We start from the raw sequence: 17800 nt of genomic DNA on the forward strand, positions 1-17800 counted from the left end.
CGGTGCCTCCAGGGGTTGGTCAGGGCTTCCGTGCGGTGATCAGGAGGGCGGTGGGCCAGCGGGTGCCGGTCGGCGCGTAGAGGTGGTGGACACCGGTGACCAGCAGCCCGGCCCGGTTCAGCGCGCGGGACCAGGCGGCGGGGTCCATGTCCCAGCGCTCGACGCTGTGGATGGCGCCGTCGGGCAGGGTTACGGTCTCTCGGGTGCGGGGGCTGATGGGGAAACCGCCGGTCCGCTGCGGGTGCGGGAGGGAGAAGGCCAGGACGCCGCGTCGGGCGAGCCTGCGGGAGCACGCGCCCAGGACCCGGGACGGCTCGGTCATGCCGACCGCACCGAACACGGAGACGACCGCGTCCAGGCGCTCGGTGCTCCGGCCGAGGTGGACGGTCGCGCTGGCGTTCAGGAACTGGGCCCCGGTGTGCCCGTAGTGGGCGGCAGCACGGCGGATCTGGCCGGCCGAGCGGTCTACACCGACGACCGTGGCCCCTGCGGCGGCGAGGTGGGCGGTGTTGTGGCCGGCTCCGCAGCCGAGCTCCACGATCCAGCGGCCGGTCAGGTCCTCGCCCAGGATCTCCGCCCCGGGGCCGATGCCCGGCCGCTGGGTCCACTCCATCCTCGGTGGCGGCTCCAGGCGGCCCGCAGGCCGCTGGTCGAGCCGGGCGGCGGCGTGGGCGTCCCAGAGGTCCACCTCAGGGTTCCAGGAGCCGCACGGCCGTCTTCAGGTGGCGGCGGACGACGGTGATGTACGCCTCGTCCTGGGACGGGTCGTTGATCCAGCGCAGCGCTTGCTCCATGAACCACTCGACCGCCCAGACGCGATGCCAGCCCAGTGCCCACGCCTCCGGGGCGAGGCCGCCGCGCTCGGCCAGCGCGCTGGGGTGGCCGCCGGCGGTGACGTACGCCTGGATGAAGCGGCGGAGCCGGACAGGGTCGGCGTCCTCGATGGTGCCGTGCCAGGAGGCGAGGTCGATCAGGCCGGGGCCGTTGAACGCGCGGGCGAAATCGAGCAGGCGCCAGCCGTCCCTACCGATGTGGAGGCTGGTGGGGTGGAACTCGGAGTGCACCCAGCCCCACGGGGCGGTGGTGGCGCCGTCGGCCCGCTTGGCGGCGGCATCCGTAAGGGCGTCCAGCATGCCGACGATGTCGTCGGTGCCCTCCGTCCACCGGCCCTTGTCGCGCAAACGGCGCAGGTGGCCGCGTGCCAGCGCCGGGAGGGCGGTCAGGGCGTCGTCGTCGAGCACGAGCAGCATCGACGCCGGGGCGGCGTCGTGCAGGGCGACGGCGGCCACGATGCCGTCAGCGTCCACCGCGTCCCGGACGGGCTCGCCCAAGTCCTCGATGACCATGCCCAGGACGTCATCGCGCACGATCGCGCCGATGACTGCGGGCACCGGGACGGCGGCCTTGCCGGCCGCGTGCAGAATCCGGTCCTCACTGGTGAACGGCTCGGCGGCGAACTTGTAGATCGCGGTGGTGCCGTCGGGGAAGGCGATGCGCTCCACGCCGGACAGCGACCACACACGTACCGGGTCGCGGCTGGGCTGGGGCAGGCCGACGCTGGAGCAAATGTCGGCCAGGATGTCGGTGATGAGCTGGGTGTCCACGGGCGGGCTCCGTACGACGTGAGGACTGGAGGCGGGGCGGGGGCGGTCCGGGGCGGCGACGCCTGCCGCCCCGGACCGGTGGGTCAACGCATGAATCAGGCGACGGTCACGCGGTGCGACTCGACCCGCTGGATCCACTCGTCCTTCATCCCGGCGAGCTCCACGGCGAAGTTCGCCATCGAGGTGCCGTAGGCGGCGACGACGCCGCCGGACTGGTCGGGGACGGACTGGCAGCCGTGCACCAGCCGCCCGCCCAGCGCGGTGTGGGCCTTGATGCCCTCGATCCGGCGGTGCTCGTTGAACCAGCCGCCGTGGTAGACCTCGTCGAGCATCTGGCCGTCCCGCTCGGAGAGGTCGAAGACGACCCCGGTGGCGGAGGGGAAGAACCAGCACGGGCCGACGTTGGAGATGTGCCCGTCCAGCTCGACCTTGTTCAAGGCCATGAACGTCGCGGCCTCGCGGAGCATCCGCAGGTGATCGGCGGTGAAGTTCGGCAGGCCCAGGGTGGCCAGGTGCTCGTCGCGGAACAGGTAGGAGTACACCTGGTAGGCGATGGCCAGGACCTCGCCGGCGTCGCTGGCGGAGCGGCCGTGGGCCTTCACGAAGTCGAGGGCTAACTGCTCGACGGCCGATTCCTCTGTTTCCTCGGCGTGCAGTAGGCCGGACGTGACGGTCTCCCAGTCGATGACGAGCCAGGAGCTGTTCTCGAAGCGGAAGAAGTACGCTTCCGGGTCGATGGTGATGCGCTTGCCGTCCACGGTGATGCCGGGCAGGCGGTTCCAACGCTGGTCGAACGCCTCGGGCAGCTCGACCGTGATCGTCGTTGTTGCGACGGTGGTGGTCACCTGGGTCTCCGTTCCGGATGAGGCACCCTATGGGTGCCTACGGCTGGGCCGGCCGCCCCGGATCGGGGGAACCCTGTCGCACCCGGGGCGGCCTGAAGACCACAGTGCCGCCCCGGCGTCCGTCACATCCGCAGCCGGGGTGCGGACCCGCAACCCGGCTGCGGGCCGGACTAGACCTGTTGCGCGCGCCCAGCAGGGGAGGGTGCCCTGCTGCCTTCTATGGCTGTTACTCGCTTTGCGGTGTGACGTGCTCGTCCCACTTGTGCAGCATCACTCCGAGCGGATGCTGCTGGGCGTAGTCAATGAGCCGGAGCGGCGGCATCCAGGCTGTGACGAAGTGCTGGTTGAGGTGAAGCGTAAGCGGCAGCAGGACATTCTCGTCATGCCACGGCTCCATCGCGAGGATGCTTGAACCCGGCTCGGGCGTCGGATTGATGAGCCCGGTTGCCGGATCGGTCCAGACGTAGAAGCCCTTGCCGAGAATCCAGATGCTGTCGGGCCAGTCCTCTGGCTCGTTGTTCGCACACCAGTCGGCGAAGTGGCCTCCGAGGACGGTGAGGTCGATGCTGTCGAACGCGAAGATCATGCCCACTGTCGGCACGTACGGGTAGGTCTTCCCGTAGGCCGTGCGGGTCCGCTGCGGTTGAGCAGGGTAGTACGCGGTCTTCGAGAGTTTCTTGGCCCTTTTGACCTTCTCGCAGGCGTCGATTAACTTCTCTTTGTCCAGCTTGGTCTTCACCTCAGCGACGCCGTAGACGCACTCGTTGACGACGATCCGATACCCCTGCAGGTCGGTGAGAGCTGGCGTGCTGCGGTCGACGATCGCGATATCGCACTGCGCTGACACGTCACCGGTCACGGTGACGATCTCGGCGTTATGGAGGACGTCGACATGCCCAGGCAACCGGTTGGCGAGGAACTCGCGGAAGAGGACCTCGCGGGTCGTCCCGGCTTCACCACGGTGCCTGAAGAGCTGTGACTGCTCGTAGTCGCTCCGCATTCTCTGTGCCACGGACGTCAGAGCACTGGCGAGCTTGTTCTCGTTCATGTCGATGACGCTAGGTCAGGTGCACATCGAGGAGGGCTTCGAGTTGCCGGATCGTGTCCGCCGGGTCCGTCGCGAGGATCGTGGTGATGCCGAGTTCTTCGGCAGGCGGAAGGTTGCGGGCGGTGTCGTCGACGAACACGCATGCCTCGCCCGGAAGATCCATGAGATCGAGCATAACCGCGTAGATCTCGGGGTCGGGCTTGCGCATCTTGTAGTTCTCAGAGATCAGCACGGTGTCGTAGAGCCCGTCGAAGTCGTATCCGGCGTAGACGTCGTGCGGTTCGGTGCCCAGGCTGTTGGAGAAGATCCCAACCTTGATCCCGGTGGCGCGGGCGGCCTGGGCAGCGGCGATCACCGACGGCTCCGGGTGCAGGTCCTGAAGGACCCGGCCGAGCAGGTTGGTGCCGTCAATGCCGAGCAGGGCGGCCGTGCGTTCGTTCCACTCAACCTGGGTGATTGTCCCACGCTCCAGGTCCGCGTAGAGGGCGGCGCCTTCGGGGTGCTTGGCGATGACGGACAGGAAGGTCCCCTCGGGCAGGCCCGCCCGGCGGTCGAAGCCGACAGCGCAGGCGGGCACGCTCGTGGTCAACACTCCGCCGAAGTCGAGGATCAGGCCCGTGCGGCGGCTCATGCGGCACTCCCGATGGTCTTGAGCAGAGCTCGGGTGTCAATCAGGTGCTCGCCCAGGCTCCGCGTCCCCGCAGTCTTGCGGCTCCGCAGGCCGCGGTGCAGTTCGGTGACGCGGCGAAAAGTCTCGCCGTGTTGAACCTGGGCGACCAGTTCGAGGGCGGCGTGGCCGTCCTCGCAGGCGGCCTCGACGTGGTTGGCCCCCGCGTGTGCCTCCGCGCGGGAGACGTACGCGGTGCACCGGTGCCGCAGCATCTCGGGCGATAGCTGTTCGATTGCTTTGTCCAAGGACGGCAGGGCTTCGGCATGCCGGCCGAGCCGGACCAGGTCGCTTCCCTCGTAGGCATCGGCCTTGGACAGGTCGAACCAGGCGATGCCGCCCCAACGATCGTCGTCCATCGGGCCGGACAGCAGGGTGCGGGACTCCTCCAAGGAGGAACGGAAGCCGTGATCGTCGCCGGTGGTGGAGTACATCTCGGAGGCGACCGCATTCGTCCACGCGCGCATCCGCTTCGAGGCCCCGCGCTCGGCGGTGTCCACAGCGGCGAGCGCGTAGTCCAGGCCGCCGTCGGGGTCGCCGCCGTAGGACGTGCGGAAGGCCCGCCCGCCCAGGATCAGCGCGGCCAGCTCCGGACTGCCGATCTCCTTCGCGATCTGGTAGCCGAGGTCCATGTAGGCGTCGGCCTGTTCCTGGTCGCCCAGGTCGAGCGAGAGCAGGACGGCGGCGAGTGCCGCCATCTCCGCCATGTGCGTCAGAAGCGAGCTCCGCAGGTGGACGGGCTGGTCCTTCGGCCGCAGCGAGGTGACCAACTGGAGCTGGTCATGGGCCACCGGGACCAGGCTGGAGGCCGGGAACGACTTGTAGGACCGGCGGTAACTGGCACCGATCGACCGCAGCTCGTCCACAGTGGCTTGATCCACGCTGCCACCCGAAGGCCAGCTGACCTGGGCTCGGGCGTCGGGTGACAGACCCTTGATGGCGGCGGTCAGACCGGCCAGCGAGCCGAGGGTGAAGGAACGTCGAAGCACAGTCTCTGAGCTTTCCGCATCGGACGACATCATGTGTGGTGAACACGGGGAAGGCGCGTGTGATCTGGGTGACGGAGTTACCAACGGAACCGTGGCGTATCGCACGTCGAACGCCAGGATGTGATCAACAGTCAACCCCAGCGACCCGGCCATTCGCTCCGCCATGCTCAGGCTGTCCAGCGCGCTGACACCGCGCTCCACCTGGCCCACCCACGATTCGGACCTTCCCACCGCAGCCCCGAGTTCGTGCTGAAGTAAGCCCTTGCGCCTCCTGCCTTTCTCGATGCGTTTGCCGATGATCTTGTCGATCTCCGCCACTGGACACCTCGAAGTCCGTGATCGCACAACTACAGACGGCAACCGTACCCGCCAAAGCCTCGCTCCGGCAGCGCAGCGCAGGACCCGAACTGCGCGGCCCGTCAGCTCCAGCCCACTCCCGGGCTCCGCTGGGAACACCGCCGGAAGGCCGCAGGCGCCGACGGGCAGCGTGTCCGCCGCCTTACCAGCCGCTACAGACACTCACGCGGTACGGGAAACGCGTCGGAACACTCAACAGCGATGGCTCTACTTCAGGCCGCGGCAGACAGAAATCGTCGGTTGGTCATTCGCAGCTTCCCGGATATGCGGTGAGCTGGTTCAGGTGTGTCTCGAGCTCATCCAGGCTGAAACTGATGTGGGTGTGCTCAGTTCCTCTGGGCACGATGCTGATGGTCTGGTTCAAGAACTCCTCTACACGTGCTCGGGAAAAAGATACCAATGCTGTTCCTTCAGGCGACCTAAGTTCGATGAAAGTCTGAGGTTCGCCGTCGCAGCCGCCCGCGCTGGTCCGGATCGTCACATCGCCGTTGCCTGACCTCCCGAACAGACCGTCTGCCAACAGATCCCGGCCGAAGGTCCAGGTGACGTGTCCCTGCTGCGACTTGAACACCGCCTCCACTGCGTAAGGATCTGCTGCCCGATACAGCAGGCGTGTGGGCAGCGGCAGGGTGCTGCTGCTGTCGTCTGATCCCCGGTAGAGCCGTCCGACAATCTCAGTTTGGATGGCATGCCGAGAAAGGACATCCTTTCGTCCGCTTGCCTCGTCCCGCAGATTCGCGACATTTGCACTGTCCGCCTCGGCCGTTTTTTCCGGGATTTTCCAACCGCTGTCGGGCCTCCAGAGAAGCGTCTGCGGCTTTCGTGGCACGCCCAGGCAGCGCAGTTCTAGAGCTGGCACCCACGAACGCTCCACGGCGGCAGGTGCGAATAGTCCCTTCACCTGTTGGTACCCGTCTGTCGACACCCGCCACCCCTCCTCGGCGAGCGCGGCTCCGAGCGCCCGCCGATGCAAGAGTTCATCAAGTTCTTCACACCTGAGGACAGCTTCCAGGAGGTCGCACGTGGCAGGAAGGTGAGCGAACTGCAATCGCCAACCCTCCAATGTCTGCGGTGTCTCTGGCTTGCCGTGGGCTGCGATGTCAGAGAGCAGGTGGATATGCGAACTCCACCCCCGCTGTCGGTCATCGCGGCGTGTCAGATCGACCCAGGAGGCGGTCCGGTCGGATACCGAGGAGGGCGCCCGCTGCGGAGCTGGGTTCCTTCGCATGGTCGGCCACTGCGTTCGCTTCGCGTGCGCATCAGCGATCACGGCAAGCCGAGCGGTCAAGGTGTCTTCATGGAACTCTTCCTGGAGGCGCCTCCCGAGCGCGTCCAAGATGCCCGACTCTTTGGTCTCAACACGCCCTGCCGCGCCTTGCTTCACCGCGGTCCGCCTCTGACGTTCGGTCACACCCCCAGGACGTTGAGAGAAGCACCGGTGTGCCTTGAGCCTGCAGTCTCGATACTCCATGAGTTCGGGCAGTCCAAAACTGAAAGCTTCGGCGGAACGCAGCAGGCTGCAGGTTTGGTTGCGGGAATCGACGAGAGTCGCTTCCCGCGTTAGCCATGCGCCGGCCACACCTTCGAAGAACGCAACCGTGTAGTCCTGCAGGTTGGGGAGCCGGTGCTGGTTGTTCTCTCCGTTCCGCTCAGTACGCACCCAGTCATCCAGCGCTGCCCAGCGATCGGGTACGACGATGATGGCTTCTTGACGCAGCAGCGGGCAAAGACCCGCTTCGGCAGCAGCCTGGAAGAACTCGGCAAGGCAGACGCGGAGGCTGCTCTTGCCCGATCCGGTAAAGCCCCTCGTGTAGCCAAGAGCTGGTTCCTGCCGCGATTCAACAGGCCGTGTTGTCAGGAGGGGACGGTGGGTGTCGGTGCTCTCGGCGGGGGTTGCGTGCTGGTCGCTGCCGGTTTGTGGGCAACGGGCAGCCTCGGCGAAACGCCGCCGTGCGTCCGGGGTCGCCGAACCGAGCGCGGCCATCACCCGCGGCGCCCCCAGGCTGGAGGCTTCCAGGAGGGTGTCGAAGTCGTCGTCGTCCGCCGGCGCCGTGACGTTGTCCATGGCCCCTTCACTCCCAGCGCTCATCGCGCTCCTCCCTCTCCCAGCTCAAGCTGGCGAACCTGCTTGGTGAGACGCTCCCGCAGTCGGCCGAGGCGGCGCTCCAGCGCTTTTTCCGTCAGCCCGACGCGCTGTGCGGCCTCGGCCTGTGTGTATCCCAGAGCCCGCCATCCCAGTCCCTCGCGAACCTGCGGGTCCTTCACGAGCGGCAGGAGGCGGCTGACGTAGTCGTGGGTCACTGCGACGTGGATCGGATCGGTGGCCCGTTGGTCAGGGACCAGCGCAAAGGGATCGGCGGGGCCGTCGCTGCTTGCGTAGTCCAGCTGAGCCTGCTCCTGCTGGTCGTTGTCGAACCAGCGAATATAAATCCGGGGGAAGGCTCGGATGACCGCGCCGATGAAGTAAGTGTCCAAGTTTGCGCCGCCCTTGGGGCTCCAGCGTCCCTGAACGAGGCCGTAGGTGCGGAAGACATGCAGGCCGCCGAGGACGCTGTCGACGACCACGCCGTCCCGGTCTTCGCGGGTCCACGCGACGCTGATCTTGTCGGTGGGCACAGGGCGCCCGACCTCGCGGGCCCTGACGAAGACTTCGCCGCTCGCGGTCCATTTGGTCATGGTGTGGTAGCCGTACTCCGACAGGCGGTGCACGACCTTCTGGTAGTTCTCGCCCTCGAACCCGTCTGCGCGCAGCTTCTCGACGATCTTGCCGTCCAGCTGCCGGCGCCGGGCGCGCGTCTGCTCATCTGCTTCTGCGCCCAGGTTGCGGTCGAGGAGCGCCAGGTCGTGCGGGACCAGCTCGACGTCCTCCGGTGTGAGAGGACACAAAGGGGGACAGGCGATGTTGTCGCCGCCCTCGAGCGCTTCCGGCACATTCGCTCCCAAGCATCCGCAGCAGGTCTGGGCGGCCCCATGTGGACGCCTCGCATACGTCTTAGACGCCGCGGACGATTCTCCCCCCGGGTTGAGCCGAGAAATTTTTGGTTTCCGAAAGTGATCCACGTCACAGGGGAGAGTGTGGCGCTGTCCGCCTATACCTCTTGCATCACATGCGTCCGACACGACGGACGCATCGCCCTATCCCAGGAGTTGACGGTGTCCCAGCCCAACCCGGAGCCTTCGCTGCTCAGTCAGCGCGCCGCGGTGGTCTTCCTGCTCGGCGTCCTGGCCGCTGTCGCCGCGGCGGTCCTGACCGTCCTCGCCGGCGGCGCCCTGGCCGACGGGCTTCTCGCCGGGGGCGGCGCGTTCGTCGCCGGCGTGCTGTTCTTCCACACGATCATCGCCTGACGGCAACGCGCGAAGGCTTCCCCGGTCCCGCACCCCTTGGTTGCGGGACCAAGAAGCCTCCCCGGCGGTTCTGCTCCCAGCCCGTTTCACGATGATCACCACGATGTGCGCGGTGTCCTGCCCTGACCGTGCTCCCCCGGCATTGCCCAGCTCCGCTCACGCTCAGGCCGCTGTGTCCGAGATTCTTTCGGTCGGCATTGGACAGTACCGGTCCGGATTTTGACCGTTCCGCCTGGCGAATTCGATCGCCCAGGAACGTGAGTTGCCCCGCCGCCCTTTTCCGGCTGAACCGCGCTTCCGGCTTCAGCCCGAGCATGATCACCAACTGGTTACGGGCCGGGCTACCCGCGCTCGCTCTCTCCGCTCTGCCTCTCCTCGCCACCAGCACCACGGCCACCGCCGCTACCCCGGCCGTGGAGGATTCCCCGGCTTCGGGTTCCCCGGCTACGCCGGGTGCCGTGGTGAGGCGGCTGGTCCGATCGCCCGATCCGCTCTGACCGCTGCTGAGCAGGGCTGATGGTGAGGTATCGGAGCCGGTGCCGTGCCTCGTTCCGTCCAGCCGGAGTCCGCAGTGGTTTGACCTCATGCGGTAGGTATCCCGCAGATGGGCGTTGCGGTCGCATTTCGCAGAAAAGAACACCAAGTGGGGGGTGCTTGTCCGAGTGGTGCGCTAAAAATCAATACGGGACAGAAAGCTCGGGGGTGCGTCATGGCATCGATCGCTCGGTGTGGGATCAGTCGTCGTCGCTCGACCATGAGCGTGGGCCGATTGTGGAGCCGCCGGTGAGAGGGCTGCCGGGCGCGGGTGCGCCGTTGTTCTTCCATGAGCTGACGTTGGGCTGCGCTGCACTGCCCGGCGAGGTGAAGGAGGAACTGGTCTGCTTTTTGGAGGACGTGGCGCACGTGCGCCGTGGGCCGTTGCACCTGTGCACTGCCTTCAACGCCGTGTACTTCGGGTATGACCTTGATGCCGGCGCCTACAGCACGGACATCCTTGACCCCGAGGCGTTTACCCTCTTGGGCTCCGGTGTCCGGGATCCGCTACCACCGGTGGGTTCCTTTGTGCGAATAGAACGTGGTGCGCACTCCTTGTGGGGGGAAGTCTGTGCGTCGTTCGGTGCCTCGTTGGAGGTCGACGAAGACGGATGGGCTCCGGGCTCCGTGTCGGGGGCGCCGTTCACGGCCGAGTCGCAGGCCCCGCTCGCGCGTGCGGTGATCGACTGGGAGGCACTGGGCGCGTTGACGGCCGTTGAGCACAAGGAGCTCGCCCGCATTCGCCGGTCCTCTGCGGGTGTGGTGGACCAGCGGGGCCATGTGGTGGGGACCGCCGACACGAGCGGTCTGGTGTCGGGGCGGGATCATAGCGGGCTGTATCGACAGTTCCTCTTGGGGCCGGCCCGGGGACTGCTGGCGGCGGGAGCCCTGGGACCCCTGCTGCAGGACCCTGCAGACACGGTGGCGGCAGAGCGTGCTCTGCAGGGGTGCTTCAGCACGTTGCAGGAGCTACTGCGCCAGGCTCCAGGGTTGGCCCTGTGGGACCTGTACGCGCAGCCGGTGGACCGGCATCGGCAGTTCGCGTCCGGTCCGGTGGCCGAGGAGATGGTGGATCGGTTCACCCGTCCAGCCTCGGACGGTTCTGCGCGCTACAGCGCGGTCTGGCCGGTGCTGGCCGGGTGGGAACGCGAGGTGGGTGATGAGCACGCGCTGGAGCTCACCGCGGCGGCCTCCGCGATGGTGGATGCCAATCTGGTGCTGGCCACGCAGGCCACCGGGGGCCGCCTGCGCCGCAAGGTGGACCTGCGGATCGATGACAGCTGGCAGCAGGGCGGCATCTGGCGGGCGCAAGCCCTTCCGGTCGACGTGGTGTTGGCGGACTGCGACCCATTGATCCCGGCCGGCCTGGGGCATCAGGAGCATCTTCGGCCGGAGGCCGGCGCGCGCACGGGCAGCCCCAGCAGTAGGCAGAACGCCTCGGTGGTGCACGTGGAGCATCTGGACGCAGCGCTGCTGGTGGTGTCGGTGGCGCTGTCGGGGGCGGACCTGTCGGCCGGGCGGCTGCCGTTGTCAGGTCCGGTGCTGGCCCTGTTGGGCGAGGGGGCGTTGACGTTGCAGGTGCATCACAGCGGTCAGCTGGTGGACCGTGATGTGGCCCGGCAGCGGACGCAGCGTGAACCGGGTGGGCTGGTACCGGTGCGGTGGCCGGATTCCTTCTATCCCGGCATCAAGATCACTGTGGCTGCTGCTCGTTCCGGTCGGCAGTTGATAGCCACCACAGCGCTCCTACCGGATCCCGTGCGGGTCGGGGACGCAGTGTTGGACTGGGATTTCGACCCGGTACTGCTGGCCGAGGCGTGGGGCTTGCCGGCTCTTGCCCTCCCGGTGGGCCTCGTAGCGCTGCCGCAGCGGCCGGTCAGTGGGGGGTATCGGCCGCCGGTGACGGCGCTGGAAGTATTGATCGTGGCGGCGTTGGTGCGCGACGGCAGGATCGGTCCGGCCCGTTCCCGGTCGTTGGACGGCCAGCAGCTAGGTGCGGCGATGTTCGGCCCGGATGTGGTCACGCCGCCCTTACTGTGGACGGTGATCCATACCTGTGAGGACATGGCAGCGGTCGGGATCCTCACCCGCACGGTGGTCGCTCACGGTGGGATGCTGCCGGAGGTGTTCACCTGGTGGCCCGATACCGAGGAGGCTCGGGAGGCACAGCGGGCCGCCGAGGGCGCCGATACCGCCGCACGGCAGATTCGGCACTGGCGGCGTCCCTGGGAGCGCCGGTTGCCTGACGGGCACCACGCCACCGCCGCTGCACGGGCTCGTTACGCCCAGTGGCGCCTCGAGGTCGACGGCCCGGACGCCGACACCGAACTGTCTGAGGGGCACACGTTTGTACGCGGCCATCGACGGGGCCACGGGCAGGCCCCCGCCTGGCACCAGCACCTGCACCGCTGAACCATGGAAAGGAATCCTGTGGCACGCCGCACTCCGCGCACCTTGCACCAGACTCTTGCTGAGCCGCATCGCACCCAATACCTGGCCCTGGAACAGGCCGTCGCAGGACTGTCGGACCCGGTCGGGGATGTGCTGGCTTTGGTCACCGAGGAGCAGCTCGCCTCGATGCTGGAGCGGCTCAGCCGCAAGAACCGCACGGCGGTTCTGCAGGAGCTGCGTACTCCGGCCGTAGGGCAACCGAGCACCCACGCGGTGCGGCAGGCGCTGGCAGCGCTGCGGCGCAGTGAGGGGGCTCAGCAGACCTACGCCATCGGGACGCTCACCCAGCCCACGCTCGACGGTATGCAAGATGGGCTGTCGACCTGGTTGGAGCAGGGTGCGGACCGTGAGCTGGCCGGTTTGGAGGAGCTGGCGCCGGACCGGACCGTGCTGCTGCTCACCGGTCTGGTGCAGTGGCGGGTTACGCATCTGGCAGTCCCGTTGCTGCACTTGGTGCTGCGCGACCATCCCCTGTCGTCGTGGCCTGCCGAGAGCGCCGACGCCGTGGTGCGGGCCTGCCAGGCCTTCGAGGAAACCTATCGCAACCGGCCGGCCGGCAGCCTGCCGGTCGAATTGGCGTCTGAACCTGCGGATCAGCCGGGCTCTGGTGAGGCGCCTGCGGTACCGGATAGTCCCTTCAACGCTATCGATCTGAGCAGCGCGGCAGCCTGTGCAGCTCAGGCCGAGCGGTTGCGTGGTGCCTTTGTGTCGGGCACCGAGGTGGTAGCCGAGGCCGCGCTCTTGCTGGCGGCCGGCCGAGTGGTGCCCGCTGAGCTGCTGCGCCCTGCCGAGCGGGTACGGCAGGTGGTCGATGAAGTGCACATGGCCGTAGTGCGGGCAGGGCACGCACTCGGCCCGCTTCCGGGGCCGGATCTGCCGGGCCTGCTGGAGGCACTGGAGGCGCTGGGTGCTGCGGCCGACCAGGACCACGCGTTGCGGAAGGCCTTGCGGGACGTGGCGGAAACACGCGGTCCGGAGGGACACCCGGCGGTCGCGCAGTTGCATGCCGCTGTGGACGCGTTGCTGGCCGTCGATGGTTGGGCCCCGCAGCAGGTTCAGGAAGCCGGTCATCTGGCAGCAGTCGCGGAGTTGGCGCACGCGGTGGAGTCGGATGATGACGACGGCGCCGATGCTCTGACGGAGCGCCTGCGCCAGAGTCTGCCCCCGGCTATCACGCCGGTGCTGACCTTGATTCTTCGCGGCAAGGCTGTTCTTGGGCCCCTTCCCTCCGGTAACGGTCAGGCGAACGGTTCAGGAGTCGGGCAGACGCAAGACCCGGCACCGCGTGTGCCGACCAGCCTCGAACTCCCGCCCCTGCAAAAATCAGGTGCCCCTCTGGTCAGCGATGCCGAGCGGCTGCCTGAGGCTGACGCAGCGCTGATCCCGCTCCCCCGGCAGATCGACGTCGTGCAACAAACCCCGGTCGGCGATTCTTCCCCCGCCGCCCGGTCCTCGGCATTGCCCTCGGCCGGCGTTGTGGCTGTCGATGACCAGCTCATCGCGGTGCGGCCCGTTACCGCCCCCACCGCAGTGGCACCGACCGCGCGGAAACCAGATGATGCGCCTGCAGACCCGCCTGCTCCCACCGCTTCCCCCGTTCTTGCCGATCTGACGGGACGGGGACAGCTGGCCCTGGCCCACCACGCGGCTCGCGCCCTCGGCCATCACGACACCGCCTCGGCGCTGCGCGCCCTGGCCTTGGCAGAGGCCATGCGGTCGGACACCGGTGCCTGTGCCCACGAGTTGCGTGCGGCGGTGACCGATCAACTGCAGCAGGGTGTGCCGGGGACCTTGGCCGATCAGCTGATCATGCTGGCCGCCGCTGTACGGTCCGGGCTGCTCGCCGGGGATCCCGACAGTGGCGAGTTCGCCTTGAAGATCGCCGCGCAGTGGCACGACCTGCCCGCAACGGATGCGGTGGCTACTGCGATCGGTCACGCGTCCGCCCGGGGTCAGCTGTCTGGACGCACCACCCTCAATGTCCTGGCCGCCCGGCCCGACACCGGCGATGACCTCGCCGTAGTCTGCGACACCGCCCGCGCCGAGCTGCGCGGTGGCCCCAACCTCAACAACCTGCGAGCCAAGCAGTTCGCCGATCGGTGGTGGGCGCCCGACGGCCGGATCGGGACTTTGCTCCACGCGGTGGCCGATGACCGGCGGGAGCTGGCAGCCGCCACCCGGCAGCACCTGCGGGAGCTGGGCGCGCCCGGGTCCCTGTCCGTGTTCTTGGACCGTGATGACAAAGCGGTCCGCGGCACGTCCCGCAAACTCCAGAATGCTGCCCGCTCACGGATCCTGCAGCACGCGGCCAACTCCCTCGACATTGTCCAGCAGTGGCTGGTTCTTATCGCCCAGGCCCAGCCCCGTGCGACCGATCCGCTGTCGTTCTTGTACGAGGCAGTGCAACCGCATCGTCAACGCATGATCGACGAGCTGACCGCCTTGACCGAGGTCGACCCGAAGTCTCTGACCGCGGCGGCCGCGCGCGCTTGCTTGGCGAGCTTGGAGACAACGGTGCGGCTGTTGGCCGGTGGAACACTCCCCGGCACCGAACCTGAGCCGTCCGCTGTCCTGAACAGTGACCTGCTGCGCGCCCCCGACCTGGACCTCAACGCCCAACTGACCCCGTCCCGTGCCCCGACCCTGGACGATGTCGCAGCTGCCGACCGCTCTGACTGGGCCCAGGCGGTACGCACGAGTATCGACCGGGAGAACTACGCCATCGCCCGGATCGCCCTGGACGCCTTGGAACAGACGGACACCGCTTCCCCGGCGCTGACGGACGAACTGCGTGCCACGCTGCATACCCGGCGCGCCCATAGCGGCAGCGCAATCAGAACCCTGCACGGCGAACTGGCCCGGGATATCGACACCGCTATCCGGATGGGCCGGGTGCCCGAACCCGGACGCGCTCGGATCAGCGCCCGGATGGAAGCCGCCCACAGCGCGCTGGCCGGTGACGCCCTCGGCGCTGTCCGCCGCGAATGTGAGGCCATTCGCGAGGAGCTCACCGACCTGGGCGCCGAGGCCGCCCGGTTCTTGCAGGAGCGGGCCACCGTCGAGCTCAACGAGGCGGACGCGCCCACACAACTGACGGACGAAGTACGGCAGCTGATCGTCGAGGGGGACCTCGCGACGGCCGAGGAGTACTTGCTGGCGGCCCGCGAGGGGAACACCCCACCGCGTGCACAGCACACCGCGCTGGCCGACTTCAACGCCTACTTCCCCGCGGTCCCCCAAGCCCTGCCCGAAGGCATCACACCCGCAGTGATCGCCGCCGCTGAGAACGGCAGCCGCCTGGGTCCTTTGGACTTCGGGCCCCTGTCCCCCGGTGACCGCCGGATCGCTGTGGATGCGCTGTCCGCCTGGCACCACGCCGCTACCCGGTGGGCCCAGGTCCGCACCAACAAGTACGTGCTGCGCCCGGCCCTGCGCCTGGCTGGTATCGAGTATGTATGGGAGGCCGATCCCGGCCTGCCAGTCGCCTCGAACCTGCGCCGATGGGTCGATCTGCGCGAGGTGACACTGATCGGCAAGGTGCGCCTGCCGGCCTTTGGTACGCAGGCAGACGGCCGGCTGCGGCTGCTGATGACGTCCGAGGTCACCGATGCCGCCAAGCTCCTGGCCTGGGTCCAACAAGACCTCAGTTCCATCCCGGTCGTCATCGCGTTCACCGGCACCCTGTCTCCCGCCCAACGCCGAGCCCTGGCCGCCGCGTGCGCCGAGCGACCCGCCAAGCCCGTCCTGGTGCTGGACGCTGCCGCCCTGGCCTACCTCGCCTCTCGCGGCAGCGGCCAGTTCACCTTGACCGAACGCATCCTGGCCCCGTTCAGCGCCATCAACCCTTACACCCCCGATGCCAACGAAGCCGTGCCGGAAGAGATGTTTTACGGTCGCGGCGAGGAACTGTCCGCCGTCACCGACCAGCACGGAGTCAGCCTCCTGTACGGCGGGCGCAGGCTGGGAAAGTCGGCGCTCCTGCGAGCCGCCGGTCGCCGCCACGCCCTCACCGAAGGTCATATCGCCCTGTACCTGCCGCTGCCCAGCAGTCTGGCCTCGGGCACAGAGGAGATCTGGGACATGATCTTCACCGAGATGGGCCGGGCCGGGATCGGCCTGGCTCCCGGCAAACACGCCACCACCGCCTATCGGCGTGTCCGGGACGCTATCGCTGCCTGGCTCGATCAAGACCGGACCCGGCGGCTGCTGCTCCTACTCGACGAATGCGACTCCTTCTTCGACGCCGAAGCCGACGCCGGCTTCCCCCAGACCACCCGCCTACGAAACTTGATGAGCAGCACCGAACGCCGCTTCAAGCCGGTCTTCGCCGGTCTGCACCAGGTCCAGCGCTTCGCCGGCCTACCCAACCAGCCACTCGCTGAGGCACATTTCGGCAGGGCCCAGGGCATCGGGCCCCTCTCCCCCGGCCCCGCCTACCGCCTCCTGCAGGAACCCGCCGAAGTCCTGGGGATCAACTTCGCGCACGACAGCCTCATCCACCGCCTGTTGGCCTACTGCAACTACCACCCCAAACTCCTGCAGGTCGCCGGTGAGGCCCTGGTCACCGAAGCACTGGCCAGCCGCACACCTGACGGACCGCCCTGGACCATCGACAACGACATCCTCGAACGCGTCATCGGCTCCCCAGACCTGCGACGTCGCATCCGCGACACCGTGCGCCTCAACCTCAACCTCGACCCCCGCTACAAGGTCATTGCCCTGCTCATCGCGCACAACGCCCACACCCACGGCGTCGAACACAACATCAGCACCCGCACCCTGCGCCAGCAGTGCGCCGACTGGTGGCCCGAGAGCTTCACCCACCACACGGCCGACGAATTCCGGGTCCTGTTGGAAGAGATGGTGGGTCTGGGGATCCTGGCCACCGAACGCGACGGCTGGCGCCTACGCTCCTCCAACGTCCTGCGGCTCCTCGGCACCCCCGACGCCATCGAGGAAGAACTCCATGCCCACGACCCCAACGACATCCCCACCCGCCTGTCCATCAGCCAGGCCCGGCGCCCCCTTCCCGGCGCCCGCATCAGCCCCCTGACGGAACAGCAGATCGCAGGGCTGGTGCGCCGCGACAACGCGCTGCGCATCGTGCTGGGTACCGACGCCACCTGCCTCGACGACGTCATCACCGCGCTGGCCGACCAGCAGCAACGCACCCCCAGCGACCTGGCACCCCTGATCAAACCGACCAACCCCAACAGCTACCGCCAGGCCCTGAGCGCAGGTAAGGCCCGCGGCCCCCACCGACTGATCATCAGTGACATGCGAGCCTTCAAGCCCGACGCCGTCGATACCGCTCTGCGGGACGCCATCACCCGCCAACCGGCCTCTGGTGTCACCCGCTGCGTCATCGCCCTCATCAACGCCGGGAACCGCGAGCATCTGGAGGTCCTGTCCCGTCACGCGGAAGAGGACATCCTCGTGCCCCTGCAACGCGCCACCGCCGACGGAATCCGCAGCTGGGTTGCCCCCAACGAGGTCCTGACCGCCTTCAACGCCCCCGAAAACCGACGCCGCCTCTTCACCACAACTGGCGGCTGGCCGATTCTGCTCAATCAAGCCGCAGACCTGGCCGCCACGAAGCACAGCGCCCCCGACATCTGCCGCACCCTGCACGACACCCTCGCCACACCCGCCGGAGCTGGACAGCTCCTGGAAGCAGCCGCTCTGACCGATCCGGCGCTGCAGGGCATCCTGCACGACCTGTCCGAGCTCGACGAGCCCCTGTCCGAAGGCGACCTCGTCGACCTCCTCACCGCCGAACATCCCGACGCCGCCGGCGCTCTGACCACTCTGCGCCACTTGGCGGCTCTGACCGAATCACCCGGCACCGCCGACTCTGCTCTGGAAAAGACCATCGCCGCCGCCTGGCGTGCGCACGGTCCCGGCTGACGATCACCCCGGTGCTGCACCGTCACGTGGGCACCGGGACGGACTGGCCTGCC

Annotated in this window: 11 protein-coding genes and 1 pseudogene; 3 read left to right on the forward strand and 9 right to left on the reverse strand. The window is 68.0% G+C overall.

The annotated features are described in order from the left end of the window. Positions 1-19 precede the first annotated feature (19 nt). The 9 genes and pseudogenes from O3X23_RS12550 to O3X23_RS12585 all read right to left on the reverse strand — a co-directional run bounded on the left by O3X23_RS12550 (position 20) and on the right by O3X23_RS12585 (position 8441). The gene (locus O3X23_RS12550; protein WP_269271397.1) at positions 20-688 is read right to left on the reverse strand and encodes a class I SAM-dependent methyltransferase; all 669 of its coding nucleotides are present in this window, start codon (positions 686-688) and stop codon (positions 20-22) included. Between the two features lies 1 nt (position 689). Beyond that, a complete protein-coding gene (locus O3X23_RS12555) occupies positions 690-1604 on the reverse strand; it encodes a phosphotransferase family protein (protein WP_269271398.1) in 915 nt (304 codons plus the stop codon). A gap of 95 nt (positions 1605-1699) precedes the next feature. Then, positions 1700-2449, reverse strand: coding sequence for a hypothetical protein (locus O3X23_RS12560; protein WP_269271399.1), 750 nt, complete (start codon positions 2447-2449; stop codon positions 1700-1702). A gap of 226 nt (positions 2450-2675) precedes the next feature. Next, positions 2676-3497, reverse strand: a complete 822-nt coding sequence (locus O3X23_RS12565; protein WP_269271400.1) for a DUF6602 domain-containing protein — start codon at positions 3495-3497, stop codon at positions 2676-2678. A 10-nt stretch (positions 3498-3507) separates the two neighbouring features. After that, positions 3508-4128, reverse strand: a complete 621-nt coding sequence (locus O3X23_RS12570) for an HAD-IA family hydrolase (RefSeq protein WP_269271401.1) — start codon at positions 4126-4128, stop codon at positions 3508-3510. Continuing rightward, a complete protein-coding gene (locus O3X23_RS12575) occupies positions 4125-5153 on the reverse strand; it encodes a hypothetical protein (RefSeq protein ID WP_269271402.1) in 1029 nt (342 codons plus the stop codon). Before O3X23_RS12575 ends, O3X23_RS12570 begins: the two co-directional genes overlap by 4 nt. Positions 5154-5288: 135 nt before the next feature. Beyond that, positions 5289-5672, reverse strand: a pseudogene (locus tag O3X23_RS44145) (helix-turn-helix domain-containing protein); the annotation flags it as partial. A gap of 82 nt (positions 5673-5754) precedes the next feature. Next, the gene (locus O3X23_RS12580; RefSeq protein WP_269271403.1) at positions 5755-7575 is read right to left on the reverse strand and encodes an SsgA family sporulation/cell division regulator; all 1821 of its coding nucleotides are present in this window, start codon (positions 7573-7575) and stop codon (positions 5755-5757) included. Between the two features lie 20 nt (positions 7576-7595). Continuing rightward, positions 7596-8441 carry a hypothetical protein gene (locus O3X23_RS12585; protein ID WP_269271404.1) on the reverse strand — a complete coding sequence of 282 codons (846 nt, stop codon included), beginning with the start codon at positions 8439-8441 and terminating at the stop codon, positions 7596-7598. Between the two features lie 222 nt (positions 8442-8663). Between O3X23_RS12585 and O3X23_RS12590 the strand changes: the two genes are divergently transcribed. The 3 genes from O3X23_RS12590 (at position 8664) to O3X23_RS12600 (ending at position 17747) form a co-directional block, all read left to right on the forward strand. Beyond that, on the forward strand, positions 8664-8855 hold the full coding sequence (locus O3X23_RS12590) for a hypothetical protein (RefSeq protein WP_269271405.1): 192 nt from the start codon (positions 8664-8666) through the stop codon (positions 8853-8855). Between the two features lie 702 nt (positions 8856-9557). Continuing rightward, positions 9558-11801 carry a hypothetical protein gene (locus O3X23_RS12595; RefSeq protein WP_269271406.1) on the forward strand — a complete coding sequence of 748 codons (2244 nt, stop codon included), beginning with the start codon at positions 9558-9560 and terminating at the stop codon, positions 11799-11801. A gap of 18 nt (positions 11802-11819) precedes the next feature. Next, a complete protein-coding gene (locus O3X23_RS12600; protein WP_269271407.1) occupies positions 11820-17747 on the forward strand; it encodes a hypothetical protein in 5928 nt (1975 codons plus the stop codon). The last annotated feature ends 53 nt before the right edge of the window (positions 17748-17800 follow it).

It is taken from the genome of Streptomyces sp. H39-S7, from assembly GCF_027158205.1.
Classification (GTDB): Bacteria; Actinomycetota; Actinomycetes; order Streptomycetales; family Streptomycetaceae; genus Actinacidiphila.